The sequence below is a fragment of the Pseudoalteromonas sp. SWXJZ10B genome, assembly GCF_015864475.1.
Taxonomy (GTDB): Bacteria; Pseudomonadota; Gammaproteobacteria; order Enterobacterales; family Alteromonadaceae; genus Pseudoalteromonas; species Pseudoalteromonas arctica.
This window is the reverse complement of record NZ_JADYXD010000022.1, coordinates 25,583-47,251: the sequence shown is the minus strand read 5'-3', so window position 1 is coordinate 47,251 and position 21,669 is coordinate 25,583. Positions and strand designations below refer to the sequence as shown.

At 40.3% G+C, this 21,669-nt stretch carries 18 protein-coding genes; 11 read left to right on the top strand and 7 right to left on the bottom strand.

Features of this window, described 5'->3' with window-relative positions; genetic code table 11:
* The first annotated feature begins 60 nt into the window (after positions 1-60).
* Entirely contained in the window at positions 61-2,577 is a 2,517-nt protein-coding gene (locus I6F54_RS16510; RefSeq protein ID WP_197119646.1) for a plasma-membrane proton-efflux P-type ATPase, read from the top strand.
* A gap of 117 nt (positions 2,578-2,694) precedes the next feature.
* Here I6F54_RS16510 and I6F54_RS16505 read toward each other — a convergent pair whose 3' ends face one another.
* Positions 2,695-3,120: a hemerythrin domain-containing protein gene (locus I6F54_RS16505; RefSeq protein ID WP_007581776.1), complete on the bottom strand. Its 426-nt coding sequence runs from the start codon at positions 3,118-3,120 to the stop codon at positions 2,695-2,697.
* 348 nt (positions 3,121-3,468) lie between these two features.
* Here I6F54_RS16505 and I6F54_RS16500 point away from each other — a divergent pair, with 348 nt between their 5' ends.
* The 3 genes from I6F54_RS16500 to I6F54_RS16490 are packed head-to-tail and all read left to right on the top strand — an operon-like array spanning position 3,469 to position 4,285.
* Positions 3,469-3,723, top strand: coding sequence for a hypothetical protein (locus I6F54_RS16500; protein WP_197142332.1), 255 nt, complete (start codon positions 3,469-3,471; stop codon positions 3,721-3,723).
* Between the two features lie 59 nt (positions 3,724-3,782).
* A complete protein-coding gene (locus tag I6F54_RS16495; RefSeq protein ID WP_197142330.1) occupies positions 3,783-4,037 on the top strand; it encodes a hypothetical protein in 255 nt (84 codons plus the stop codon).
* Positions 4,038-4,066: 29 nt separating this feature from the next.
* Positions 4,067-4,285: a DUF6500 family protein gene (locus tag I6F54_RS16490; RefSeq protein ID WP_197142328.1), complete on the top strand. Its 219-nt coding sequence runs from the start codon at positions 4,067-4,069 to the stop codon at positions 4,283-4,285.
* A gap of 36 nt (positions 4,286-4,321) precedes the next feature.
* Here I6F54_RS16490 and I6F54_RS16485 read toward each other — a convergent pair whose 3' ends face one another.
* Both I6F54_RS16485 and I6F54_RS16480 read right to left on the bottom strand, forming a co-directional pair.
* Positions 4,322-6,241, bottom strand: a complete 1,920-nt coding sequence (locus I6F54_RS16485; RefSeq protein ID WP_197142326.1) for a tetratricopeptide repeat-containing diguanylate cyclase — start codon at positions 6,239-6,241, stop codon at positions 4,322-4,324.
* 178 nt (positions 6,242-6,419) lie between these two features.
* Complete coding sequence (locus I6F54_RS16480; protein WP_165740159.1) at positions 6,420-8,075, bottom strand: RluA family pseudouridine synthase; 1,656 nt, start codon at positions 8,073-8,075, stop codon at positions 6,420-6,422.
* A gap of 321 nt (positions 8,076-8,396) precedes the next feature.
* On the opposite strand from I6F54_RS16480, the gene poxB reads away from it, so the two are divergent.
* The 3 genes from poxB (at position 8,397) to I6F54_RS16465 (ending at position 11,220) form a co-directional block, all read left to right on the top strand.
* Complete coding sequence (gene poxB, locus I6F54_RS16475; protein ID WP_165740157.1) at positions 8,397-10,121, top strand: ubiquinone-dependent pyruvate dehydrogenase; 1,725 nt, start codon at positions 8,397-8,399, stop codon at positions 10,119-10,121.
* Between the two features lie 198 nt (positions 10,122-10,319).
* Positions 10,320-10,793 carry a hypothetical protein gene (locus tag I6F54_RS16470; protein WP_197142324.1) on the top strand — a complete coding sequence of 158 codons (474 nt, stop codon included), beginning with the start codon at positions 10,320-10,322 and terminating at the stop codon, positions 10,791-10,793.
* Between the two features lie 16 nt (positions 10,794-10,809).
* Positions 10,810-11,220, top strand: coding sequence for a hypothetical protein (locus tag I6F54_RS16465; protein WP_165740153.1), 411 nt, complete (start codon positions 10,810-10,812; stop codon positions 11,218-11,220).
* A 107-nt stretch (positions 11,221-11,327) separates the two neighbouring features.
* Here the strand turns inward: I6F54_RS16465 and I6F54_RS16460 are convergent, their stop codons facing one another.
* The 3 genes from I6F54_RS16460 to I6F54_RS16450 all read right to left on the bottom strand — a co-directional run bounded on the left by I6F54_RS16460 (position 11,328) and on the right by I6F54_RS16450 (position 14,892).
* Positions 11,328-12,554 carry a threonine/serine ThrE exporter family protein gene (locus tag I6F54_RS16460; protein WP_010553647.1) on the bottom strand — a complete coding sequence of 409 codons (1,227 nt, stop codon included), beginning with the start codon at positions 12,552-12,554 and terminating at the stop codon, positions 11,328-11,330.
* Positions 12,555-12,670: 116 nt separating this feature from the next.
* A complete protein-coding gene (locus I6F54_RS16455; protein WP_165740151.1) occupies positions 12,671-13,900 on the bottom strand; it encodes a glycosyltransferase in 1,230 nt (409 codons plus the stop codon).
* On the bottom strand, positions 13,897-14,892 hold the full coding sequence (locus I6F54_RS16450) for a LacI family DNA-binding transcriptional regulator (protein ID WP_010553649.1): 996 nt from the start codon (positions 14,890-14,892) through the stop codon (positions 13,897-13,899). The genes I6F54_RS16455 and I6F54_RS16450 overlap by 4 nt, the downstream gene beginning before the upstream one ends.
* A 166-nt stretch (positions 14,893-15,058) precedes the next feature.
* Between I6F54_RS16450 and I6F54_RS16445 the strand changes: the two genes are divergently transcribed.
* The 4 genes from I6F54_RS16445 to I6F54_RS16430 all read left to right on the top strand — a co-directional run bounded on the left by I6F54_RS16445 (position 15,059) and on the right by I6F54_RS16430 (position 19,044).
* Positions 15,059-17,521 (top strand): S9 family peptidase, encoded by a 2,463-nt coding sequence (locus I6F54_RS16445; protein WP_197142322.1) that lies wholly within the window; start codon positions 15,059-15,061, stop codon positions 17,519-17,521.
* Between the two features lie 71 nt (positions 17,522-17,592).
* Complete coding sequence (locus I6F54_RS16440) at positions 17,593-18,210, top strand: LysE family translocator (protein WP_197142321.1); 618 nt, start codon at positions 17,593-17,595, stop codon at positions 18,208-18,210.
* Between the two features lie 79 nt (positions 18,211-18,289).
* Complete coding sequence (locus tag I6F54_RS16435) at positions 18,290-18,562, top strand: DUF2798 domain-containing protein (protein ID WP_231609699.1); 273 nt, start codon at positions 18,290-18,292, stop codon at positions 18,560-18,562.
* 293 nt (positions 18,563-18,855) lie between these two features.
* A complete protein-coding gene (locus tag I6F54_RS16430; RefSeq protein WP_231609700.1) occupies positions 18,856-19,044 on the top strand; it encodes a DUF2798 domain-containing protein in 189 nt (62 codons plus the stop codon).
* A gap of 52 nt (positions 19,045-19,096) precedes the next feature.
* On the opposite strand, the gene uvrA is transcribed toward I6F54_RS16430, so the two are convergent.
* The gene (uvrA, locus tag I6F54_RS16425; RefSeq protein WP_197142320.1) at positions 19,097-21,661 is read right to left on the bottom strand and encodes an excinuclease ABC subunit UvrA; all 2,565 of its coding nucleotides are present in this window, start codon (positions 21,659-21,661) and stop codon (positions 19,097-19,099) included.
* Positions 21,662-21,669: the final 8 nt, after the last annotated feature.

The window sequence follows — 21,669 nt, the reverse complement described above, 5'->3', positions numbered from 1 at the left end:
ACGGTTAGTAGGTTTTAATTACCTCAAGTTATTCAACTCAATGTTGTATAGAAGGCTCGTATGGAAAAGGTTAAAATTTCGTCAGCGCATCAGTCATCAAATCGTTCAGTAAACAAGTCTTCACATAATCAAAATTGCGATGAATGGAGCAAGCTCGATTTAGCACAATTACAAGCAAAGCTAAAAACATCATCCGACGGGTTAAGCCAAACTGATGCCACACAAAGATTGGCACAATATGGACCTAACGAACTAGTTGAAGAAAAAACAAACCTACTACTCAAATTTTTATCTTACTTTTGGGGACCAATACCGTGGATGATCGAGGCTGCTATTATTTTATCTGCGCTTGCTAAGCACTGGGCTGATTTTTTTATTATTCTTGTATTATTGTTGTCCAACGTATTGGTTGGCTTTTGGGAAGAGCATCAAGCGGGTAATGCAATTGCCGCATTAAAAGCAAAATTAGCTAACAAAGCACGCGTTCGCCGCGATACTCAATGGCAAAATTTAAATGCCAGCGAGCTTGTACCAGGTGATGTTATTAGAATGCGGATGGGCGATATAGTGCCTGCAGATGCGCGTTTGCTCGATGGTGATTCAGTAGAAGTAGATCAATCATCACTTACGGGTGAGTCGTTACCGGTTGTAAAGTCGGCGGGTGAAACTGTTTATTCGGGCTCTATTATTCGCCAAGGTGAAATAGAGGCAATAGTATACGCAACCGGCGCTAATACCTTTTTTGGTAAAACAGCACAGTTAGTGCAAGGGGAGCGAACCGCAAGTCATTTTCAGCGTGCAGTGCTTAAAATTGGTAATTATTTAATAATGCTTGCTGCGGCTTTAGTACTGCTTATAGTTATTGTTGCTTTGTTTCGCGATGATCCAATGATCACCACATTACAGTTTGCACTCGTATTAACTGTTGCTGCAATACCAGTTGCAATGCCAACAGTGCTATCAGTTACTATGGCTGTAGGCGCTCGTTTATTGGCTAAAAAGCAAGTGGTTGTAACACGTTTAGCTGCAATTGAAGAGCTAGCGGGTGTTGATATTCTTTGTTCTGATAAAACCGGCACATTGACACAAAACCTATTAACGTTGGGTGACCCGTTTTATATCGAAAACTCAATAAATAAAGGCTCTGCTGAGCAAGTTATATTGTACGCGGCATTAGCATCTCGCTCAGAAAATAACGATCCGATTGACTTAGCAGTATTACAAAGTGTAAAAGCTGAGCAGCATCTAGATTCTTATCATATAGAGCATTTTCAGCCATTTGATCCTGTGAGCAAACGTACTGAAGCAATCGTTAAAAATGATGATGGCAAAACATTTAAAGTGACCAAAGGTGCACCGCAGGTTATTTTAGCTTTGTCGGCTAATATTGAGGCAGTTAAAACTCAAGTTGAGGCATCAATAGATGAATTTGCAGCACGTGGGTTTCGCTCTTTAGCGGTTGCTAAAACAGACGAGCAAGGTAAATGGCAATTTATAGGCGTATTGCCACTTTTTGATCCACCGCGTGAAGAAGCAATACAAACCATTGCCGATGCAAAAGAAATGGGTATGAGTGTTAAAATGGTCACGGGCGACCAAGTGGCCATTGCGCGCGAAACTGCAAGTAAACTGGGTTTAGGGACAAACATTCTTGATGCTAGTGGATTTGGTGCAACTGAGTATCATCAAGCCACACAGTTAGATGATTCTATCGAGAGTGCTGACGGATTCGCACAAGTATTCCCTGAGCATAAATACCATATTATTGATGTGCTTCAGCATAGAGGGCACATTGTTGGCATGACAGGAGATGGCGTAAATGATGCGCCAGCACTTAAAAAAGCTGACTGTGGCATCGCTGTATCGGGTGCTACAGATGCAGCGCGTTCAGCAGCATCAATTGTGTTAATGACCGATGGCTTGTCGGTTATTATTGATGCAGTTAAAGAAAGCCGAAAAATATTTCAACGCATGAACAGTTACGCTATTTACAGGGTTGCTGAAACACTGCGCGTACTACTCTTTATGACAATGGCGATATTAATTTTTAACTTTTATCCGTTAACAGCAGTCATGATTGTAATGCTTGCTTTACTTAACGATGCCGCCATTTTGTCTATTGCATACGACAATGTGCATTATCAAAATAAGCCCGAGACATGGAATATGCGGCTCGTTTTAGGTATTGCATCTGTGCTGGGAATTGTAGGGCCAATTGCAGCCTTTGGTTTATTTTACTTAGGAGATAAAGTATTTGAACTCGACCGTCCTCATCTTCAAACATTAATGTACTTATTACTTTCTGTAGCAGGGCATTTGACTATATTTTTAGCGCGTACCCGAGGTCCATTTTGGTCTATTAAACCGTCTGCTATATTAATGGTCGCCGTATTTGGCACGCAAGTTATAGCAACACTTATTGCTGTTTATGGTGTGTTTATGACCCCACTAGGATGGGGATGGGCACTTGCTGTGTGGGCATATGCTTTGGTGTGGTTTTTTATTAACGATGGTTTAAAGCTAGTGGCGTATCGAATTTTTGATCCGACAGAAGCACCCTTACTAGAGAAGAGTTAGCATATAGGCTTAAAAAAATGGTTATAAGCCAAGTGGCTTATAACCAATAGTACACAAGGGAGTGTATATAAGGTGGTTCAATTATTTGTGAGTAAAGTTACTCACAAATAAAAAGTATTAGTGCATTGCATCATTATACTGCTTTGCCAAGCTTTGTTTTTGCCCTTCGGTTAGTGCTTTACCCGCTAATTGAAATACTTCGTGTTCTTCTTCACTTAAATGATGATGTACTAAATGATGCAGTTTTTTAGCTGCAACTAACCATGCAGACGAGCTCATTTCGGTATCTTCAAGTTGTTCAATTAATTCATCAATTTCGTGATGTTCAGCTACGCTGTGGCGCGCTTTTTCATGAGTTAAGTCATCAAACATAAGTGGGTTGTAAAAGTAACGTTCTTCAAATTTTGCGTGTTGTTCTAGTTCTGTTTTTAGCTCGTCCATTAGCGTGTGGCGCTGCTCTGTGTCGCCGTGCGTTTGAATAAGCGCATCTACCAATTCTCGTTGTTTGTCATGGTCATGACGTAGTGCTTCAAAAATATTCATAACTAATCCTTTTACAATTTATTTGCTTATATCACTAACTAGCAAACTAAATGCCAAATATTAAGTTGATGTATTTTATTGCTTTTATTTTGATTTTTTATTTTTGGGCTGCTATCACTGTAAATTTTACAGTGATATGAATGCAATAATTTCAGGCTTTTACGTAGTTCAATTATAGAAGTGAGTATAAATCCCTACAGAACCTTACAAATATTTACTGGTTGTTTATTTTATTGCAGTGATAAAGTAGCAACATTATTTAGGTACAATCTATATGTATTACTCCCACATATAATACCAATCGGTATAAATGCAGGTAGCACGTTAACTTAATAGGATAGTTTAAGGATGAACACAAAAAGCCCCATCGCCGCATTATTGCTGTGCGCTTTATTAAGTGCATGTAGTACAGCCCCACGTTCTGACCCTAACTTATGCATTGAAGAGGCCGAAACGGTTGATCGAAATGGCGCTCAAACAAGCTCAGAAGTTTATAATCAATGCATTAGCGCACAAATTAAAAAGGATGAAAAAAACGACACTTTTTTTGATGCTATAGGTACGTTCTTTTTTGAATTTTTTGTAATGGTGGTAGAAAAGTAAATAGGCTAACTTGCAGCTGTAATTTAAAGTAAATAAGTTGCGTAAAAATAGGATTAGTTATGAAGCAATTATTGATAGCAATTCCACTTTTTTTATTACTAAGCGCTTGTGCGGCACAGCCTTACGCAGGCTCGGCAAAATGTATGGAACAAGCAGATATTGCATACGAAACCGATACACGTAAAAATGAGACATTAGATAATGAATGCAAAGCTGCAAAAGTAAATACGCCTAATAAAGAGCTTGAGAATCATGGCTTGGTTGATCGAAGCCTTTTACAGCTAATGGTTAGTTTTTTAAATAGCGTATTTTAATAGTAAAAATATAATTAAATAAGGTATGTATGAGGGAAGAACTAAGAGCAAAAATAATTACCGTATGCGATAAAAAAATAGCAGCTAAAGGCGAAAATGTAGGGCTTTCTTTTTATGCATTTTTTGCTAATAAAAACGACGACCCAGCGCTACTTATGGAAGCTGCTACTTGGTGGATACACACCCATAAATTAGATCATTTTGTAAAAGCAAAGACCATCAAAAAAATGATCTTAGATGGGCTTTAGTCAAGTAAATGAGCCAATACTTTTAGCTGTGTTCATTTAATCAACAACGACTTGGTTTCTTCCGTTTTCTTTTGCTTTATAAAGTAATTTATCTGCATGTTTAATAAGAACATCTAGTGTGCTTTTTAAAGGGCCACTTACAGAGGCCCCTGCACTAAAGGTGATTTTTGTATCACTAGGAAAGTCTTCTATATTACTGCAATGCTTGGCGAAGCTAATGGCGAGCTGGTCAAATATATCGCGAATTATTCGTTCATCAACCGTATTTAGTGCAAATAACCATTCTTCGCCGCCGTAACGACCAAACTGATGATCATTACATAGTGTTTCTTTTGCAGCTTTTGCAAAGGCAATAAGAACTAAATCTCCAACATCGTGACCAAAATGGTCGTTAACTTTTTTAAAGTAGTCTAAGTCAACAATTGCTATCGTCATTTTACCTTCACCAAGCTTTGCTTCTGCTGCGCGCATTATTCCTCTGCGATTAGGGCAATTTGTTAGATAATCTGTTAATGAAATATCGTGATATTTTTGACGTTGTCGGGCTTGCCGATAAAATAAAAATAATGAAGCAATCACTAAAATAAATGCAATAGCAGCGCTGAGTCGCCAAATTATTTTTTGTTGGTACTCTTCTTTAGCTTGTAGTTCACTAATGTCTTTTGCGTACTCTAGTTGCTGTATTTTTTCTTCTTTTTCTTTTACTTCAAACTGCACCTGTAGTGTTTTTATATTATTTTCACTAGTTGCTTCGTAGTGTTTTTTTGTATAAAGGAGCTTTTGTTCAATTGCTTCAAAAGCCTCGTCAGTGTAGTTAAGGCGTCGCTTTAGCTCATAGCGTTTACCTAAAAAATCGGCTTTATAAATACTGCGGCTGAATTTATTTAACTTTAAAAACACCTCATCGTTTGCTTCATTTGCTCTCTCGAGTAAATCTTGTTTTATATATATGTCAGCTAACAAAATGAGCGATGCGAGTTGCATGTCGTAAACACCTGCAGAACGAGCAAGCTCAATGTTTTCTTTAGTTAAAGTTAAAGCTTTATCGTAGTTTGCTTGTAAGTACTCAATATTTGCAATTGAGTACTGAGCAAAGGTTAAGCCTTTTTGCATATTAACTTTTTTAAAATAGAGCAATGCTTTATCTAGGTATATTAAGGCATCTTTAGGTTTTTCTACTTCAAGCAATACATTGCCTAAGCTCCAATATGCTTTTGCAGTAAAAAGCCCATCTTGTGTTTGCTCATATGCCGCAACCGCTTTTTTTGCATAATATACGGCTTTGTCTTTTTCGTTTAGATAATTATATGCATCGGCTATTTTTCTAAAAAAGTATCCTTGAGATGCTGAATCGTCATCTTTTAATGCTAATTCTAGCCCCTCTAGTGCAACATTTAGGGTCTTTTTCAATGAATCTGTATCGGTGTAATAGTAAGCAAGTGCTCGTAAAATAATGATTTTTTCTTTAGTTGAATGCTGTTGCAAGCTCTCTTCTAATTTTGTGGCTAGCGTTTGTGCTGGAGCTGGGTTTGGCTCCCTCGCTAGAGACTTGAGTTGTGATTCGAGAAATAATAAATATACACTTTTTTGATTTGGTAACTCTTTGTTCTTTAAGTAATAGGATAAGTGTGTGTTTAACGCTTCGTATTTTTCTTGTCTAAAAAGTAACTCCGCATACAAAGCGGCCGCTTCTAGATGAAGGTTTTCCCAATTTTGCTCTTTGCTTATTTTAAACGCTTGAGTGAGTTTGTCTTCATTTTGAAGATAGTCTAATTCATTCAGTTTTATGTTGTTGATCAGGACTTGAGTCGTGTCAAAGTCTAGCGCATGTAAAGTTGCACTTAATGAGTCGCCGTTAGCTGAGGCAAGCTTACTTAAAAGTAAAAATAAAAGGAGAACAATATACTTTGCCCATAAAGTATTACCTAAAACCTTTATTTGTGTATTGTTAGTCATGTTAATCCTTTGCTGACTTATTTTTATTATTGAAGTACTTATTAACATTACTTAATAAACTTGGGTTTGTACCGTTTTTTTATACTCATCATTGAATAGAAAGACCATAAACGATATCAATTTAATTAATAAAAACCAACACATTGTATAATATAGTGGTTGTAGCTATGTGTTTTTATTAAAAATCTGCGGCTACTTCAAACTCTAATCGTTTATCCGTAATTGGGTGAGTAAATGCTAAGTATTCTGCATGTAAATGTAATCTATCGGCTTTTTGTCCGTAATGTGTGTCGCCTATAATTGGCATGTTTAAACCTAAACTGTGCGCGCAATGTACTCTTAATTGATGAGTTCGCCCTGTTTTAGGATATAACTGTAATCGGGTAATATTGTTATTGCGCTCTAAAACCTGCCAGGTAGTAAGCGAAGGTTTTCCGTGTTTGTAACACACCATTTGGCGCGGTTTATCATCAAAGTCGAGCACTAAGGGTAAATCAATTACTCCGCTATCCTCAGCTACGTTACCATTAACTAATGCGACATAACGTTTATCTATGGTGCGTTCAATAAACTGCTTTTGCAGCGCTTTGTGCACGCGTTTATTAAGTGCAATCATCAATAAGCCGGAGGTCGACATATCTAATCTGTGCACAATTAGCGGGCCTGAAGCCTCTGGAAACTGCGTTTTAATACGCATATACACTGAGTCTTCAATATTAACGCCAGGTACTGATAAAAACTCAGCAGGCTTATTTACCACAAGTAAATCGTCATCTTTATAAACAATACTTAGATCTTTACCCTGAGCTGGGTTGATAAGTAGCGGGTTATCTTCAACATCTAAACCCTGTAGCATGTGCCCAAGTATTGGTTGGCATTTACTGTAACAAGAAGGGTAGTAGTTTTTATGCTGCCTAATTGCTGACTTAGGCGCGGCTCCCCACCAAAACTCTGCCATAGCAAGTGGCTTTAAGTCATGTTTATAGGCGTATTGTAATAATTTAGGCGCTGCGCAATCGCCAGCACCCGAAGGTGGAGTGTGCTCTGGTAGTGCTGCAAATATGGCATTTAAGTCTGTAACCTCAGCATTTGCATTTAAAAACTGGTACTGCGCAAATAACTTTTTTTGTAAGCTTTTAGAAAGCGTTTTACGGCGTTTTTTCAAATGAGCAATTTCATCAGAAATATTGATGTGTGTTTGCTGCAGTGACTCGATTATATTTTGCCAATAGGCTTTAAGTGCTAGCAGTTGCTTTTTTTCTACGATACTTTGCCCTGCAAGCTTATTTTTTAACTGCTCAAAATCACTTTCGCTAAGCTCTAATTCGCCTTCGGTACGTTGTATTTTACGTTGCTGGCGACCGGCTTGCATTACTGCCTGTTGGGCTAATAGTGCTTGTTGGTAGCTTTGTGTTGCATCATCAAGTTTGCTATTAACTTCATGCAGTTGTTCGCTATTTTCTAATTGCTCAATTTGAGCATTAATATCGTTAATTATTTTACTTTGAGCCAAATAGCTATCGTCCTGCAGCTGCATGCTAGAAACTGGCGGTACAAAGTTAATATTGGCTTTATCACCTTCAATTTGCCCCGAGTAAGCACTTAAAAAGCCTAATTGTTGCTTAGTATTTTGCACCACTAAAACCCCAAACATTTTACCGGCATTTTCTGCTTTTAAATGCGTTAACGTTTCAAGTTGTTGCTGTAATTGTTTTGTGGCTGCTACAGCTAAAGGTTGCGGCTCGTAATAAAAAGGGAAAGTAAACTTTTCAGGAAGCGCGAGAGAATCAATATTTTGAGAAAATAATGTAAAGCACAAAGCAGAATTTGACATAGAAGTAAGAGAAAAGCATTCAGTAAAATAATTGAGCGCATAATAACATATTCATAGTTAAGCCACTAAAAATCTCGCACTCGCATATTCATAAACACTTTAAAGCGGACATTCATGTTTTATGTATCAGTATGGGGGCGCAGCAAACCTAGGAGTATCGTTTGTTAGTAAAGTCTCAGTAGTAATATATCTATCATTATCAAAATACCTAAGCTTATCGATTCTCAATAATTGAGCGCATTTCGAAACGATGACTTACTTGATAGAGCAGAGGCGAAAAATCAATTTACAGAATAACTGAATATTTAGGAGTTCTATATTATGAGTCAAAATATCGCAAGTTTTATCACTAAAACCCTCGAACAAGCTGGCGTAAAACGTATTTGGGGAGTAACTGGCGATTCACTTAACGGCATTAGTGAAAGCCTGCGAAAAATGGGAACAATTGAATGGCTAGGAACGCGACATGAAGAAGTTGCCGCATTTGCAGCCGGTGGCGAAGCGCATTTATCAGGCGAGCTTGCAGTGTGCGCGGGTTCTTGCGGGCCGGGTAATCTTCATTTAATTAACGGCTTATTTGATTGTCAGCGTAATAATGTACCGGTATTAGCTATTGCCGCACACATTCCTTCATCTGAAATTGGCAGTAGTTATTTTCAAGAAACCCATCCGCAAGAATTATTTAAAGAATGCAGTGTATATTGTGAAATGGTTTCGAGCCCTGAGCAAATGCCGTACCTGCTAGAAACCGCAATGCGACAAGCAATACTAAACAAAGGCGTGAGTGTACTAGTGCTACCTGGCGACATTGCATTAAAAGATATGCCTAAAAACATTACACCAAAATGGAATGTACCAAAACCTGCGATTTATACGCCTGCTTTATCTGATATTGAAGCAATGGCGACTCATCTTAATAAAAGTAAAAAAGTAACCTTATTGTGTGGTGCTGGTTGTAAGGATGCTCACGACGAAATTGTTGCGCTAGCCAAAAAATTACAAGCACCGATTGTGCACGCCATGCGCGGTAAAGAATTTATTGAATACGACAATCCTTACGGTGTTGGTATGACTGGGTTTATTGGTTTTGCGTCGGGCTACCATGCAATGCAAGAAGCCGATACGTTACTTATGATTGGTACGAGCTTTCCTTATCGTGCTTTTTATCCTGAAAATACCACCATATTGCAAATTGATAATCAGGCAGCGTCACTTGGGCGACACGTTCAAATTGACTGTGGCGTGTTAGGGGATACTAAAAATTCAGTGACCACATTGCTTGATTATATTAAAGGTGAACGCACAAGTTCACACTTACAAAAGAGTGTTAAAAACTACAAAGAGTCGAGACAAGATCTCGATGAACTTGCCAGTGGCAAAACGTCGCAAAATTTAATTCACCCGCAATATCTAACGCGTTTACTAAACGATAAAGCAGCAGACGATGCTGTTTTTACTTGTGATGTAGGTACGCCAACAGTGTGGGCTGCGCGTTATTTATCAATGAACGGTAAGCGCCGTTTAATTGGCTCGTTTAATCATGGCTCTATGGCAAATGCGATGTCGCAGGCAATGGGCGTTCAATCTGTTAACAGAGACCGCCAAGTAATTGCAATGTGTGGTGATGGCGGATTTTCCATGTTAATGGGTGATTTAATCTCGCTTAAACAGCTTAATTTACCTATCAAAATTGTTGTTTATAATAATCGCTCACTTAGTTTTGTGGCTATGGAAATGAAAGCCAGTGGGTTTTTATCAAGCGATACTGATTTAGAAAACCCAAGTTTTGCTAAAATTGCAGAGGCCTGTGGATTAAAAGGGATTCATGTGGACGACCCTGAAAAATTACCATCGGCAATGAACGAAATGATGAATCACTCAGGACCTGTTGTTTTAGAAGTCGATACCGCGAAACAAGAGCTTTCAATGCCACCGCAAATCAAATTAGAGCAAGCAAAAGGCTTTAGTGTTTACATGATGAAAGCATTAATAAACGGCAAAGGAAACGAAATTGTAGAGCTTGCTAAAACTAACTGGTCACGCTAGTTAAGTTACTTCCCTGTTGAGTATTTTTGCTCAATAGGGAAGTGCCAAAGTAATAATCCCCACTGTCATTCTCGACCATTAATAAGTGATGGTTGTTTGTAAGTAATTGAACAAAAATAAAAAATCATATATGGTTTATCATTAAATTAATAAAAATACGCATAAAATGCCTCTGCTTCATAGAGGAGCGGAGCAATAATGAAATGGAAATCGGTTTTACTGTCGCTTGCTGTTTTATGGCTTATTCAAGCTCAGCAAAGCAGTTTACGCACCAGTGAATACGCAAATATAATTTCTGATTTAGATAAGGTTAATTCACTTGGCGAATGTGAGGTTTCGACCGAAATTGCAAGAGAGTGGCCATTATCTTGGGCTATAAGCGGCGCAGAAATTACCGTTAAGAACAAAAATACGTTTCTGACAGCAACAACCAGTAAGTTTAATAAACCAGATCGTAAATTTCTTAGTACACATAATACTCACTACCACTTTACGTGGACTGAAACCAAAAACAACACTATGTTTGCGTCATACATGGACGTAGAAATAGAACCCGCAGGTAAAGTTGCAGGCCTTATAATAGGCAATTGCTCTGACTACCCCGAAGGTCCAAAATTAATAGGGTATTTAGAGCGTTGTAATAGTGTTGTAGAGTCAATTAAGTGTTCGTAAAAGTAGGTATAGAGCGTTGATTAAAATTGAAGACTTTTCTTTAGCATGGCGATGGATTAGCGCATCCCATGGTGATTTTTCTAAAGATACATTAAACAAACTTATTCCGTTGAGTGAAGAGCAAGCAAGAGCATTAATTGCCGCCACACCCATTAACTTTCCGGTTGGCGCAAAAAGATTCGACTCCACAGAAGGAAGTGAATTAACACGGCAATGGTTAAAGGGCTTAGTAAATGATTCGCAAACAATAACAATTTGCTGGGATCAAGAAACAGCACTTACATTACCTTGGCTAATTTTTTGTGATCACTGGGATGATTTTTGCTATCCATCAAGTGATGATATAAATTTTTATTTAGAAAGCGGCGAACTGTTTTTACGCTGGAATCATTATGAGGTTTTTGAGTTTGACTCAAGTGCAATGTAATGAGCTAAAACACTTAGCATTGGTATAAATTGCTACTTGGCAGTTGTTTTTAGCTTAACGATTTACTCGCTTTACTCAATCAAAGTAAAGCGAGTGCTCAGTATAATTTACAAACTCTTTTTAGGCGGAAGAGCTACGTTTGCAAATATTAGTCCTGCAACAAGCGACATAAATATTAAAAACGTTTGTTGGCCTATGTGCTCTGCATATACAAAGTCTTGGCCTTCAATAAGTGAGTTTAAGCCAATATACGTTTTGCTTCCTGGTACTAATACAATTAAGCCTTGCATGGCAACAATAGAGGCCGGCGCATTAGCAACGCGGTTAAACAAGTTACTAAATATACCCACCGATAAAGCACCTACAAACGTACCTAACGTGTAATCAAGGTACATAGCCGAGCCAATACTGGTGCCGTACGCTATAAAGCCTGATGCAATAGACCAAACTGCGTGTTTAAGTTTGGTTCTAAAAATAACGATTAGGCTGCTACAAAGTAAAAATATAGCCAGCCATGCGGTCCACTTTGGTAATGGCTCAGGTTGTACAAAATCGGCTTGCCCAAAAAGTGCAAAGCCAATACCTATGCCAATAAAACCGCCAAAATACAATTTAAAGAGCAGCATAAACGAGTCCATGACTCGCGCAGTACCTGACACTAAATGCCGTGCTGCCAGCTCAGCTAAACCAAGCGCAAGTGCTAAACCGGGTATAAACACAATAATGGCCGAAAGTACCACCAAGCGTATATTTATCTCAGGTGTTATATACACACTTACTGCACAGGCAAGTATGGCTGATATTATGGCCACTAATGGCTCAAGCATATGTGCTACGCGTTTTGAGCGCCCAGACCAAAGCACAAACACATAAACAACTAAAGTAAGTAGCGATGACCAAATAACATCAGTCCAGCTAGTACCCATTAACATTGCAAACGCACCACCAGAAGTTGCAAACGCAACGCCCGTAACAAGTTTATTGTATGGGTTTGGCATTACAAAAATAGCGTCTAGTTGCGCATCAACTTCTTGTAAACTTAGCTTGTCGTCAAGCATTTGGTTTACAAGGTCGTCGGTGTCGGCAAGTGAGCCTAAATCGTGATCGCCAGGGTCTACACGTGCAACGTGGGTGTACTCGTCTTCGTGGCCATCGGTCCAAATAACAAACGTTACAGAGGTTGGCGACATAACAAACGACGATTTAAGTCCTAAGTATGTAGCCACTTCCATTAGGTGGGCTTCTAGGCGGTAAGCAGGCGTACCATACTTGTGAAGCATTTTACCCAATTTAACGATAAATTTGCGTTTTTCTGTAAAGGTTGCAGTTTTCAAATCTTTTTGGACCAAATATTGCGATAACTAAGCTAAAAATATAGACAATACAGCTAAAAATGCCCACGTTCGATGGGCGCGATTTTAAACACTAATTGGTGTGTGTCTAGTCATTTTTAATCTAATTTTTTATTTTTTTCGGCTATCCATTGCGACATGTATTGAGTGCTGCGCATTGTATGATGTTTGAGCATTTGGCCTGTGAAGTTTTTTTCGCGATGAGCGTTTAAATCACTACTTATTGAATCGACTTTTTGAATTAAAGCTGCGCTCAATTGTGCTTTATCGTACAGCGTATTAAGGAGCGTGTTGCCATCTTGCTGCGCTTGTTCAAAGTCACTTTGATTGGTGTACATTTCAATGGCAGCATTGGCAAAGTCATCGGCGGTGTTGGCTATTTTACCCGGCCATGATAAATCGTTATGCATGCCTTCTGCGCCAATATTGGTGGTAACGCTGGGTGTTTGCATAATCATGGCTTCAAGCAATTTACCTTTAATGCCTGCACCAAAACGCAGTGGTGCTAAACATACGCGTGCGCTTTGCATTACATCAAACGCATTATCGGCCCAACCTTTTATTAAAAACCCTGTTTTAGGGTTATTTAGTGCCGTGGCTTTTGGTGGTGGGTAAGAGCCATAAATATGTAGTTCTGCTTTTGGTAGCTGCTTGCGAATAAGTGGCCATATTTTTTGTAGGTAAAGTACAGCATCCCAGTTTGGCGCGTGTCTAAAGTTACCTATGGTCATAAAGTGCTGGCGCTGCTCAAACGTTTTTGTACTTGTAGGCAGTGAGCTTAAATCAACCATAAACGGTAAATGGTGTAATAGGCTTGGCTCTATTTTAAATACGCTGTTTAGCAGGCTCATTTCATAACTTGAAATAATTAAGCTCAGGTCGCAGCGTAAAATAGCGGCAATTTCGCGTTTTGCTATGTCTGAGTGTAAATCGCTGGTTGTAAACTCACGCTCACCTTTAAACGCTTCGTGGCGAGCGTTACGCAGACATTGTAAATCTTCGGTATCTAAAATTTTAATTGCGTGTGGGCAATGTTTATCGACGCGCCAGCCAAATTGTTCTTCCATCATAAAACGGTCAAACATGACTATATCTGGATTATAGGCTTTAACGTATTCGTCAAAGCTGTCGCAGTTTAGTGCAATGCTTTGACTGGTTATACCGAAGTCGTCAAGATTTACCATGTGATCGGTGCGCTGCGCGGGCGTTGCAAATTCAACGTCCCAGTTTTGCGCTCTAAATGCATTTAATAACGACATCATGTGCGTTCCCGCAGCAGACGAATTTGGCTCTGGCCATACGTAGCCAATTACCAGCACTTTTTTCATTGGCTAGAATCTCTAATTTGTAAGTTTACATTTACCAGTGTTTTTACTGGCGGGGCTGTATTTTGTAGTAGCTCTTGTAGTATTAAAAGGCACCGCTTGGCTATATCAGTTGTACTTATAGCCACAGTGGTTAAGTGATCATTTATAACCGCGCTATTAGGAATATGGTGGCAGCTCACCACTTTAATACAGTGATGTGTTAATGAGTTAATAGCAGCAATAACACCTTGAGCAATAATATCGTTTGCACACACCACAGCGTTTAATGTGGGGTTGTGTTTATATGCTTCTATAAATGCATTTTTAGCGCTAAGGGCTGTGTTTACTGCGCAGTGAATGGGTGCTAATGGTGTAATGCTGTGCTGCGCGCAAGCGGTATTAAAGCCACTTTGTAGTGCTTGTGAATCACTTAAAGTAAGTTCACTGCCTATAAATGCAATGTTTGTCACGCCTTGTGAGAGCAAATGCATACTGGCTACGTGGCTGGCTTTTTTATAGTCGGGTAATACACAAGGAGCTGCGCTAAAAGGCACTTCGCTCATTACGGTAATTACTTTGTGTTGCGCGCTGAGCGTATCAAGCCATTTGGGGCAAGTACTAGCAACGGGGCAAATAATAAATGCAGCAGCGTTGTATTCTTTTAAGTTTTTAACTGCGTTTGCTTGTAGTTCAAGACTATTATTACTGCTTACAATCATGGCTTGTAAGCCATTGTCGTTTAACAAAAGTTGTAGGCTGGTAGCAAGGTGTGCCATAGCTGGGTTAGTTAAATCGTTTATTACTATGGCCACTAAATTTGAGCGTTTTGAGCGCATAGCAGCGGCATCACGATTATAAACGTATCCTAGCTCATCAATCGCTTTGAGTATTTTTTGTTTACTTTTATTGCCCACTTTATCGCTTTGGGTAAGCACCAAGGATACGGTTGATTTTGATACACCAGCACGCTCTGCAACATCAAAAATAGTGACTGATTTGGCTTTGTTATGCATTGTATTTTAAGTACCGCAGTGGTGAATAAATAGCGCTGTAGTTTAGCTTAATCAGCACTATTAAGTCATCTTTTAGAGGTGTTTAACTTACCTTAATACTTTATGAACAAAGCAAAACGTGTTTATATACGCCTATAAGAGTAAAAAATAACAAAAGGATAAAAACATGAGCGCTTTTAGGCTGTTAGTTGCCTTTATTTGTTGTGCGGCATTAGTACCAACAAGTTACGCCGAGCAGGGCTATCAAACCCCATCACCTGAACTTGCAGCATTGGTTGACGCTAAGTTAGCACCCACTAGTTACTTATCGAGCGATGGCCAGTGGCTAGCGCTTTTTGAACGCAAACGTGTAGTAACCCTTGATGAACTTGCAAAAGAAGAGCTTAAGCTTGCTGGTATTAAGCTAAATCCCGCTAATTTTTCGCGCTCTCGTGTGAGTGCCAAATTTAGCGCTGTGGAGCTAAAGCATGTTCAAAGCGGGTCGGTTATTAGTATTAATAACTTACCTAATGGCATTATTCGCTCACCTAAATGGTCATCTAATAGTAAATATTTAGCCTTTGTTGTTGAGCAACCAACCCAAGCCAACTTATGGCTTTACAGCGTTGAAACCAAACAAGCAAAAGAGCTTTCAAGCGCTGCATTAAATTCGGTATTAACATCATCACCTTATAAATGGCTACCAGATAGCAGCGCCATAGTTGCAAACCTCGCTGTTAATTTTGGCAAGCCTAGGCTTGAAAATAACAGCCAAAGTGTAGTGCCAGTTATTCAACAAAGTACCGGCGAAAAAGCACCAGCACGTACTTACCAAAATTTATTAACAAGCCCGTTTGATGAAGCGCAATTTAAGTTTTACGGCCAAGGGCAATTAGCTTACGTAACACTTGATGGCAATACACAAGCAATAGGTAGCCCTTCTTTATTTAAATCGTTTTCGGTGTCACCTGATTCTACCAATATTTTAGTAGCCGGTATTAATGAGCCGTTTTCGTATCAAGTGCCTTACAGCCGATTTGCAAGCACATGGCAAATATGGGGCATGCGCGGCTATGCATTAGCAGAGCTGGCAAAACAGCCACTTGCCGATAATATTCCGCAAGGTTATGACAGTGTACGCACTGGCCGCCGAGACTTTAAATGGCGAGCCGATCAAGGCGCTGAAGTTATTTGGGCCGAGGCGCAAGATGGCGGCGACATGAAAACCGACGTTGAGCACCATGATTATATTTACAGCTTACGTGCACCTTTTAAACGCGAGCCTAAATTATTTGCCAAAGTAGAACGCCGTTACTCTGGTATTGAGTGGGGCAACGAAAACGTAGCCATGCTGACAGACTGGCGCTTTAGCGATCGCCAAGTTCGTACTTACATAGTGCAACCACGAGATGCCGACAGAAACCGCGTTTTATTTTCAGAGCGTAGTTATAACGATGCGTATAAAGACCCTGGTAATGCAATTTACGAGCGCAACGATTTAGGCGCGAACGTTATTAAAATTGTAGGTGGGCGTTATATTTACCTGCGTGGTAATGGCGCATCAGAGCAAGGCAATGTACCGTTTTTAGATAGGTACGATGTTAAAACAAATAGCAGCAAGCGATTATGGCAATCAGAAGCACCATATTACGAACGTGTACGTGCACTGCTTGACGACGAAGGTGAGCGATTTATTACTATTCGTGAATCTAAAACTGAGCAACCTAACTTTTTTATACGCGATTTAGGCAACGACACGCTAACACAGCTAACTACATTTGCTCACCCGTACCCTGCATTTAAAGGCGTAACTAAAGAGCAATTACGTTATAAACGCGACGACGGTGTTGAGCTTTCAGGCACGCTTTATTTACCACCAGGGTACGATAAAACACAAGGCCCGTTACCTGTACTTATGTGGGCTTACCCACTTGAATACAAAGATAAAGCCGTAGCATCGCAAGTACGCGAATCGCCTTATGCATTTACCTACATTGGCTATTGGGGCCCAATGCCTTACCTTGCCAAAGGGATTGCCGTGTTTGACGACCCTAAAATGCCAATTGTAGGTATTGATGGCAGCGAGCCAAACGATAACTTTAGAAAGCAGTTAGTATCAAGCGCGCAAGCCGCTGTTGATGTATTAGTTAAAAAAGGCATTGCTGATAAAAATAAAATAGCCATAGCAGGGCACTCATACGGTGCATTTATGGTTGCTAACTTGTTGGCTCACACTGATTTATTTAAAACGGGTATTGCCCGCAGCGGCGCGTATAACCGCACATTAACGCCGTTTGGTTTTCAAGGAGAAGAGCGTGATTTTTGGCAAGCACAAAGCGTGTACGCTAATATGTCGCCGTTTTTCCATGCTGAAAAAATTAACGAGCCAATGCTGATGATCCACGGTCAAGAGGATCCTAATTCGGGAACTTTCCCAATGCAAAGCGAGCGCATGTACGCTGCACTTAAAGGGCTAGGTAAAGACGTGCGTTTAGTAATGCTCCCTTATGAAGCACATGGTTACCGTGCGCGTAAAAGCTTGTTACATGTATTGTGGGAACAAGAACAGTGGTTAGATAAGTATTTGCTAAATGATACAGCAGAGCCAGTAGAGGTTATTACTGAACCCGTGATAAGTGTTGGGCAATAGTAATAAACATGAGTAAGTAACAGCGCGGCTACTTATAGCCGCGTTTTTGCTTTTAATATGAGAGTAAATTAATGATTGATGTAGCAGCACTTGCGGTTTTTATTCCTACGTTCTTTTTTGTGTCGATAACGCCTGGTATGTGTATGACCCTTGCCATGACACTCGGTATGAGCATTGGCGTGCGCCGCACATTATGGATGATGATAGGCGAGCTGTTAGGCGTAGCAACCGTTGCTATAGCTGCGGTATTAGGCGTTGCAAGCATCATGCTAAATTACCCAGATGCGTTCGCTATTTTAAAGTGGGTAGGCGGTGCGTACTTAATTTATATTGGCGTTAACATGTGGCGAGCCAAAGGCAAAATGTCGGTCGATACCTCAAAACCAAGTGACGTAAGTCGGAAGTCGTTATTTACGCAAGGTTTTGTAACCGCAATTGCTAACCCTAAAGGGTGGGCGTTTATGATCTCGTTATTACCGCCGTTTATTAGTGTTGAGCATGCTGTAGCCCCTCAGCTTTTAGTATTACTTGGCGTTATAATGACCACCGAGTTTTTAAGCATGTTGGCTTATGCAACAGGTGGCAAAAGCCTACGTTTATTTTTAGCCCGTGGCGATAATATTAAATGGATGAACCGAATAGCGGGCAGCTTAATGGTACTTGTAGGTATATGGTTGGCGATTGGGTAAAATAAATAATGGTTGATATTGTCAATTAATTTGACATGGTAGACTTTATCATCTAATTTAAAGTCTAAGGTATGCCTAAATGAGTACTCCTGTAACCGTAAATCCAGCACTAGTTGAGCCTAAAAAAACGCCTCTTATTTATAAGATACTGGTAATAATGAGTGTTATTACTTTAATTGGCGGGAGCTTAACAGGCGTGATGACCTATGTGAATGTGGGGATTACAGAACATTTTTATGCAGACTGGTTTACCTCGTTTATAAGTGCGGTATTAGTTATGGCACCTATTGGTTTTGTAATGATGACCTTAATGCATAAGCTAGTTGCTAAGTTATTACTTAGGGCGTATTGACCTTTGGTGGTTGAATTTGCAGCAGTGTGTTTGGTTTTTAGGCAAGGCAGAGCCTATGTAGTGTGGTTATTCCCCATAAATAGGCGATAACGCAGCATAAATACCAAACATGCGCTGCCCGAAGGGTTCTTTCTAGGGACTATTAACTCTTTGTTGCTCGGTTTTTACTTAGCCCACTAGGTTACAAACCTCGCGCCGTGATTTAATCGCCCCTAGATTGAACAAATTTCAATCCACAAAGATAAACACGCCCTAGCAGTGAGTTAAAACGTAATTTAGTGATTAGTGTTTTTATGGCGTTGATAATGGAGTCGGTGATGGCGTTTGTTACTGCTACTAACAATATCGGCTATGCAGATATGCGTGTATTTGTAACTGGATGGACTGAAGGGTTATTAGCCGCATTACCAATAGGTTTAACTATAATGCTGATAATGTCGGTTACAGTAAAACCTAAAATAGAACGTTTTTTAAAAAGCTAATAACAAAAAAGAGCCATTGGCTCTTTTTTATTATTTAGTGTTTAGTTGCTAGCTAAATTGCGCCATTCAAAAAGGGTGCTGTTCGGCTTATTTTAGATTGAGCCACATCGGTAGGTTTACCTTGCGCCACTATTAACCCGCCTTCATCGCCCGCACCAGGGCCTATATCAATAACCCAATCACTATTACTGGCTACTTGCATATCGTGCTCAACCATAATGACGGTGTTGCCGGCATCAACGAGCCCATTTAATTGCGCCATTAACATGGCCACATCTTTAGGATGCAAGCCTGTGGTTGGTTCATCTAAAATATAGAGGGTATCGCCGCGTTGTGTGCGCTGTAACTCTGTGGCAAGTTTAATGCGCTGCGCTTCACCGCCCGAGAGTTCTGTAGCTGGTTGGCCTAAACGTAAGTAACCAAGTCCCACTTGTAGCAACGCATTTAGCGCGCGTAAAATAGCGGGTTCATCGGCAAAAAATGTATGCGCCGACTCAACTGTTAAATTAAGCACATCGGCAATGGTTTTATCCTTGTAAGTAACCTCAAGTGTTTTTTCGTTATAGCGTTTGCCGTTACACACAGGGCAAGGCGAATACACACTAGGTAAAAATAAAAGCTCTACGCTTACAAAACCAGCACCTTCGCAGTTTTCGCAGCGACCTTTTTTTACGTTAAACGAAAAACGACCTGCATCGTACTTACGCGCTTTTGCCTCTTTGGTATTGGCAAACAGTTTACGAACATGATCGAATAACCCCGTGTAAGTTGCCAGGTTAGAGCGAGGTGTACGCCCAATCGCTTTTTGATCAACCGTAATAAGGCGTTTTATATGCTCAATGCCTTGAGTGATTTTACCCTCGGTTGTTATATCGAGCTCTTGGTCGAGCAATTCGGCTTCATCTGTAGGTATTTGTGGCAGCGATTTTTGCCCAAGTGCATAGTATACCAGCTCAACTAAAGCTTGGCTTACTAAACTCGATTTACCAGAGCCAGACACGCCCGTAACGCTTGTAATAACGCCCAGCGGAAATTCTACATCGAGTTTTTGTAAATTATTACGCTCAATACCGCTAAGCTTTAACCATGCTTTTGCGCTGCGTTGTGGTTTGTTACTTTGGCTTAAAAGCTTTTCATCATTTTTAAAAAGGTATTGGCTAGTGTGCGAGCTGGTCACTTTTTGCAAGCCTTCAACAGGGCCGCTATAAACAATATTACCGCCGTGAGTACCTGCATTTGGGCCTACATCAACCACCCAATCGGCGTGGCGAATAACACTTACGTCGTGCTCAACCACAAATACTGAGTTACCCGCTGCTATTAGCTCATCTAACGCGGCTAATAATGCTTGTGTATCTGCCGGGTGTAAACCTGCTGAAGGTTCATCTAATACATAAACCACCCCAAACAGTTTTGAGCGAATTTGCGTAGCAAGCCTTAGGCGCTGTAATTCACCAGGCGATAATGATGGGGTGGTGCGTTCAAGCGATAAATACCCTAAGCCAAGTTTGGTAAGTGCTTCAACTCGTTTAAGAATGTCGCTGGCTATACGCGTTGCTACTATGGCTTTTTCTGGGTTAGCAGCGTTGTTTTTAGGCTTTTTGTTAGCCGCAATACTAAGGGTTTGAGCCAGTTCACTTAATGTTAGCTGCGAGGTTTCGCCAATATCAAGCCCAGCAAATTTAACCGATAGCGACTCTTTTTTCAGTTTTTTGCCATTACACCGTGGGCATGGTGATATTTGCATATACTGCGACACGCGCTTTTTAGTACGTGGGCTTTGAGTGCTCGCAAACGATTGTAAAACAAAACGTTTAGCGCTCGAGAATGTACCCATGTAACTTGGGCTTTCTTCATTTTTAATAGCCGCTTGTGTTTGCTCAAGTGTGTACTCAGGAAATACCGGCACCGTAGGCGTATCGTCGGTAAATAAAATCCAATCGCGTGCTTTTTTAGGCAGAGTATTCCAAGGTTTATCAATATCGTAACCTAACGAGGTTAGTATGCGGCTTAGGTTTTTACCTTGCCATGCTGGTGGCCACGCGGCTATTGCGCGTTCTCTAATTGATTTAGTGGGGTCGGGCACTAGCAGCTCTTCGGTAACGTTAAATACACGGCCAATACCGTGGCATTCTGGGCACGCGCCTTGCGGGGTATTAGGCGAAAACGCATCGGCATAAAGTATACCTTGGCCTTTTGGGTATTCACCTGCGCGCGAGTACAACATACGTAGCGCGTTAGAAATAGTGGTTACACTGCCCACAGATGAGCGTACCGACGGCACACCCCGTTGTTGTTGCAGTGCAACAGCAGGTGGCAGCCCTTCAATTGAATCGACATCGGGCTCATCTACTTGATCTATTAATCTGCGTGCATAAGGCGAAACCGAATCAAGATATCGATGTTGCGATTCGGCAAATAATGTTCCAAAGGCTAGTGATGACTTACCCGAGCCCGATATACCGGTAAAAACAACAAGTGAATTACGGGGGAGATCTACATCCACATCTTTTAAGTTATGAACACGTGCGCCTCTTACTTGAATGCTGTGCTCAGGGTTTAATAAAGCCGATTGTGCATTATTAACCGCTTGGGGACTTTTAGGTGTGGTTGGCATGTAGTTTA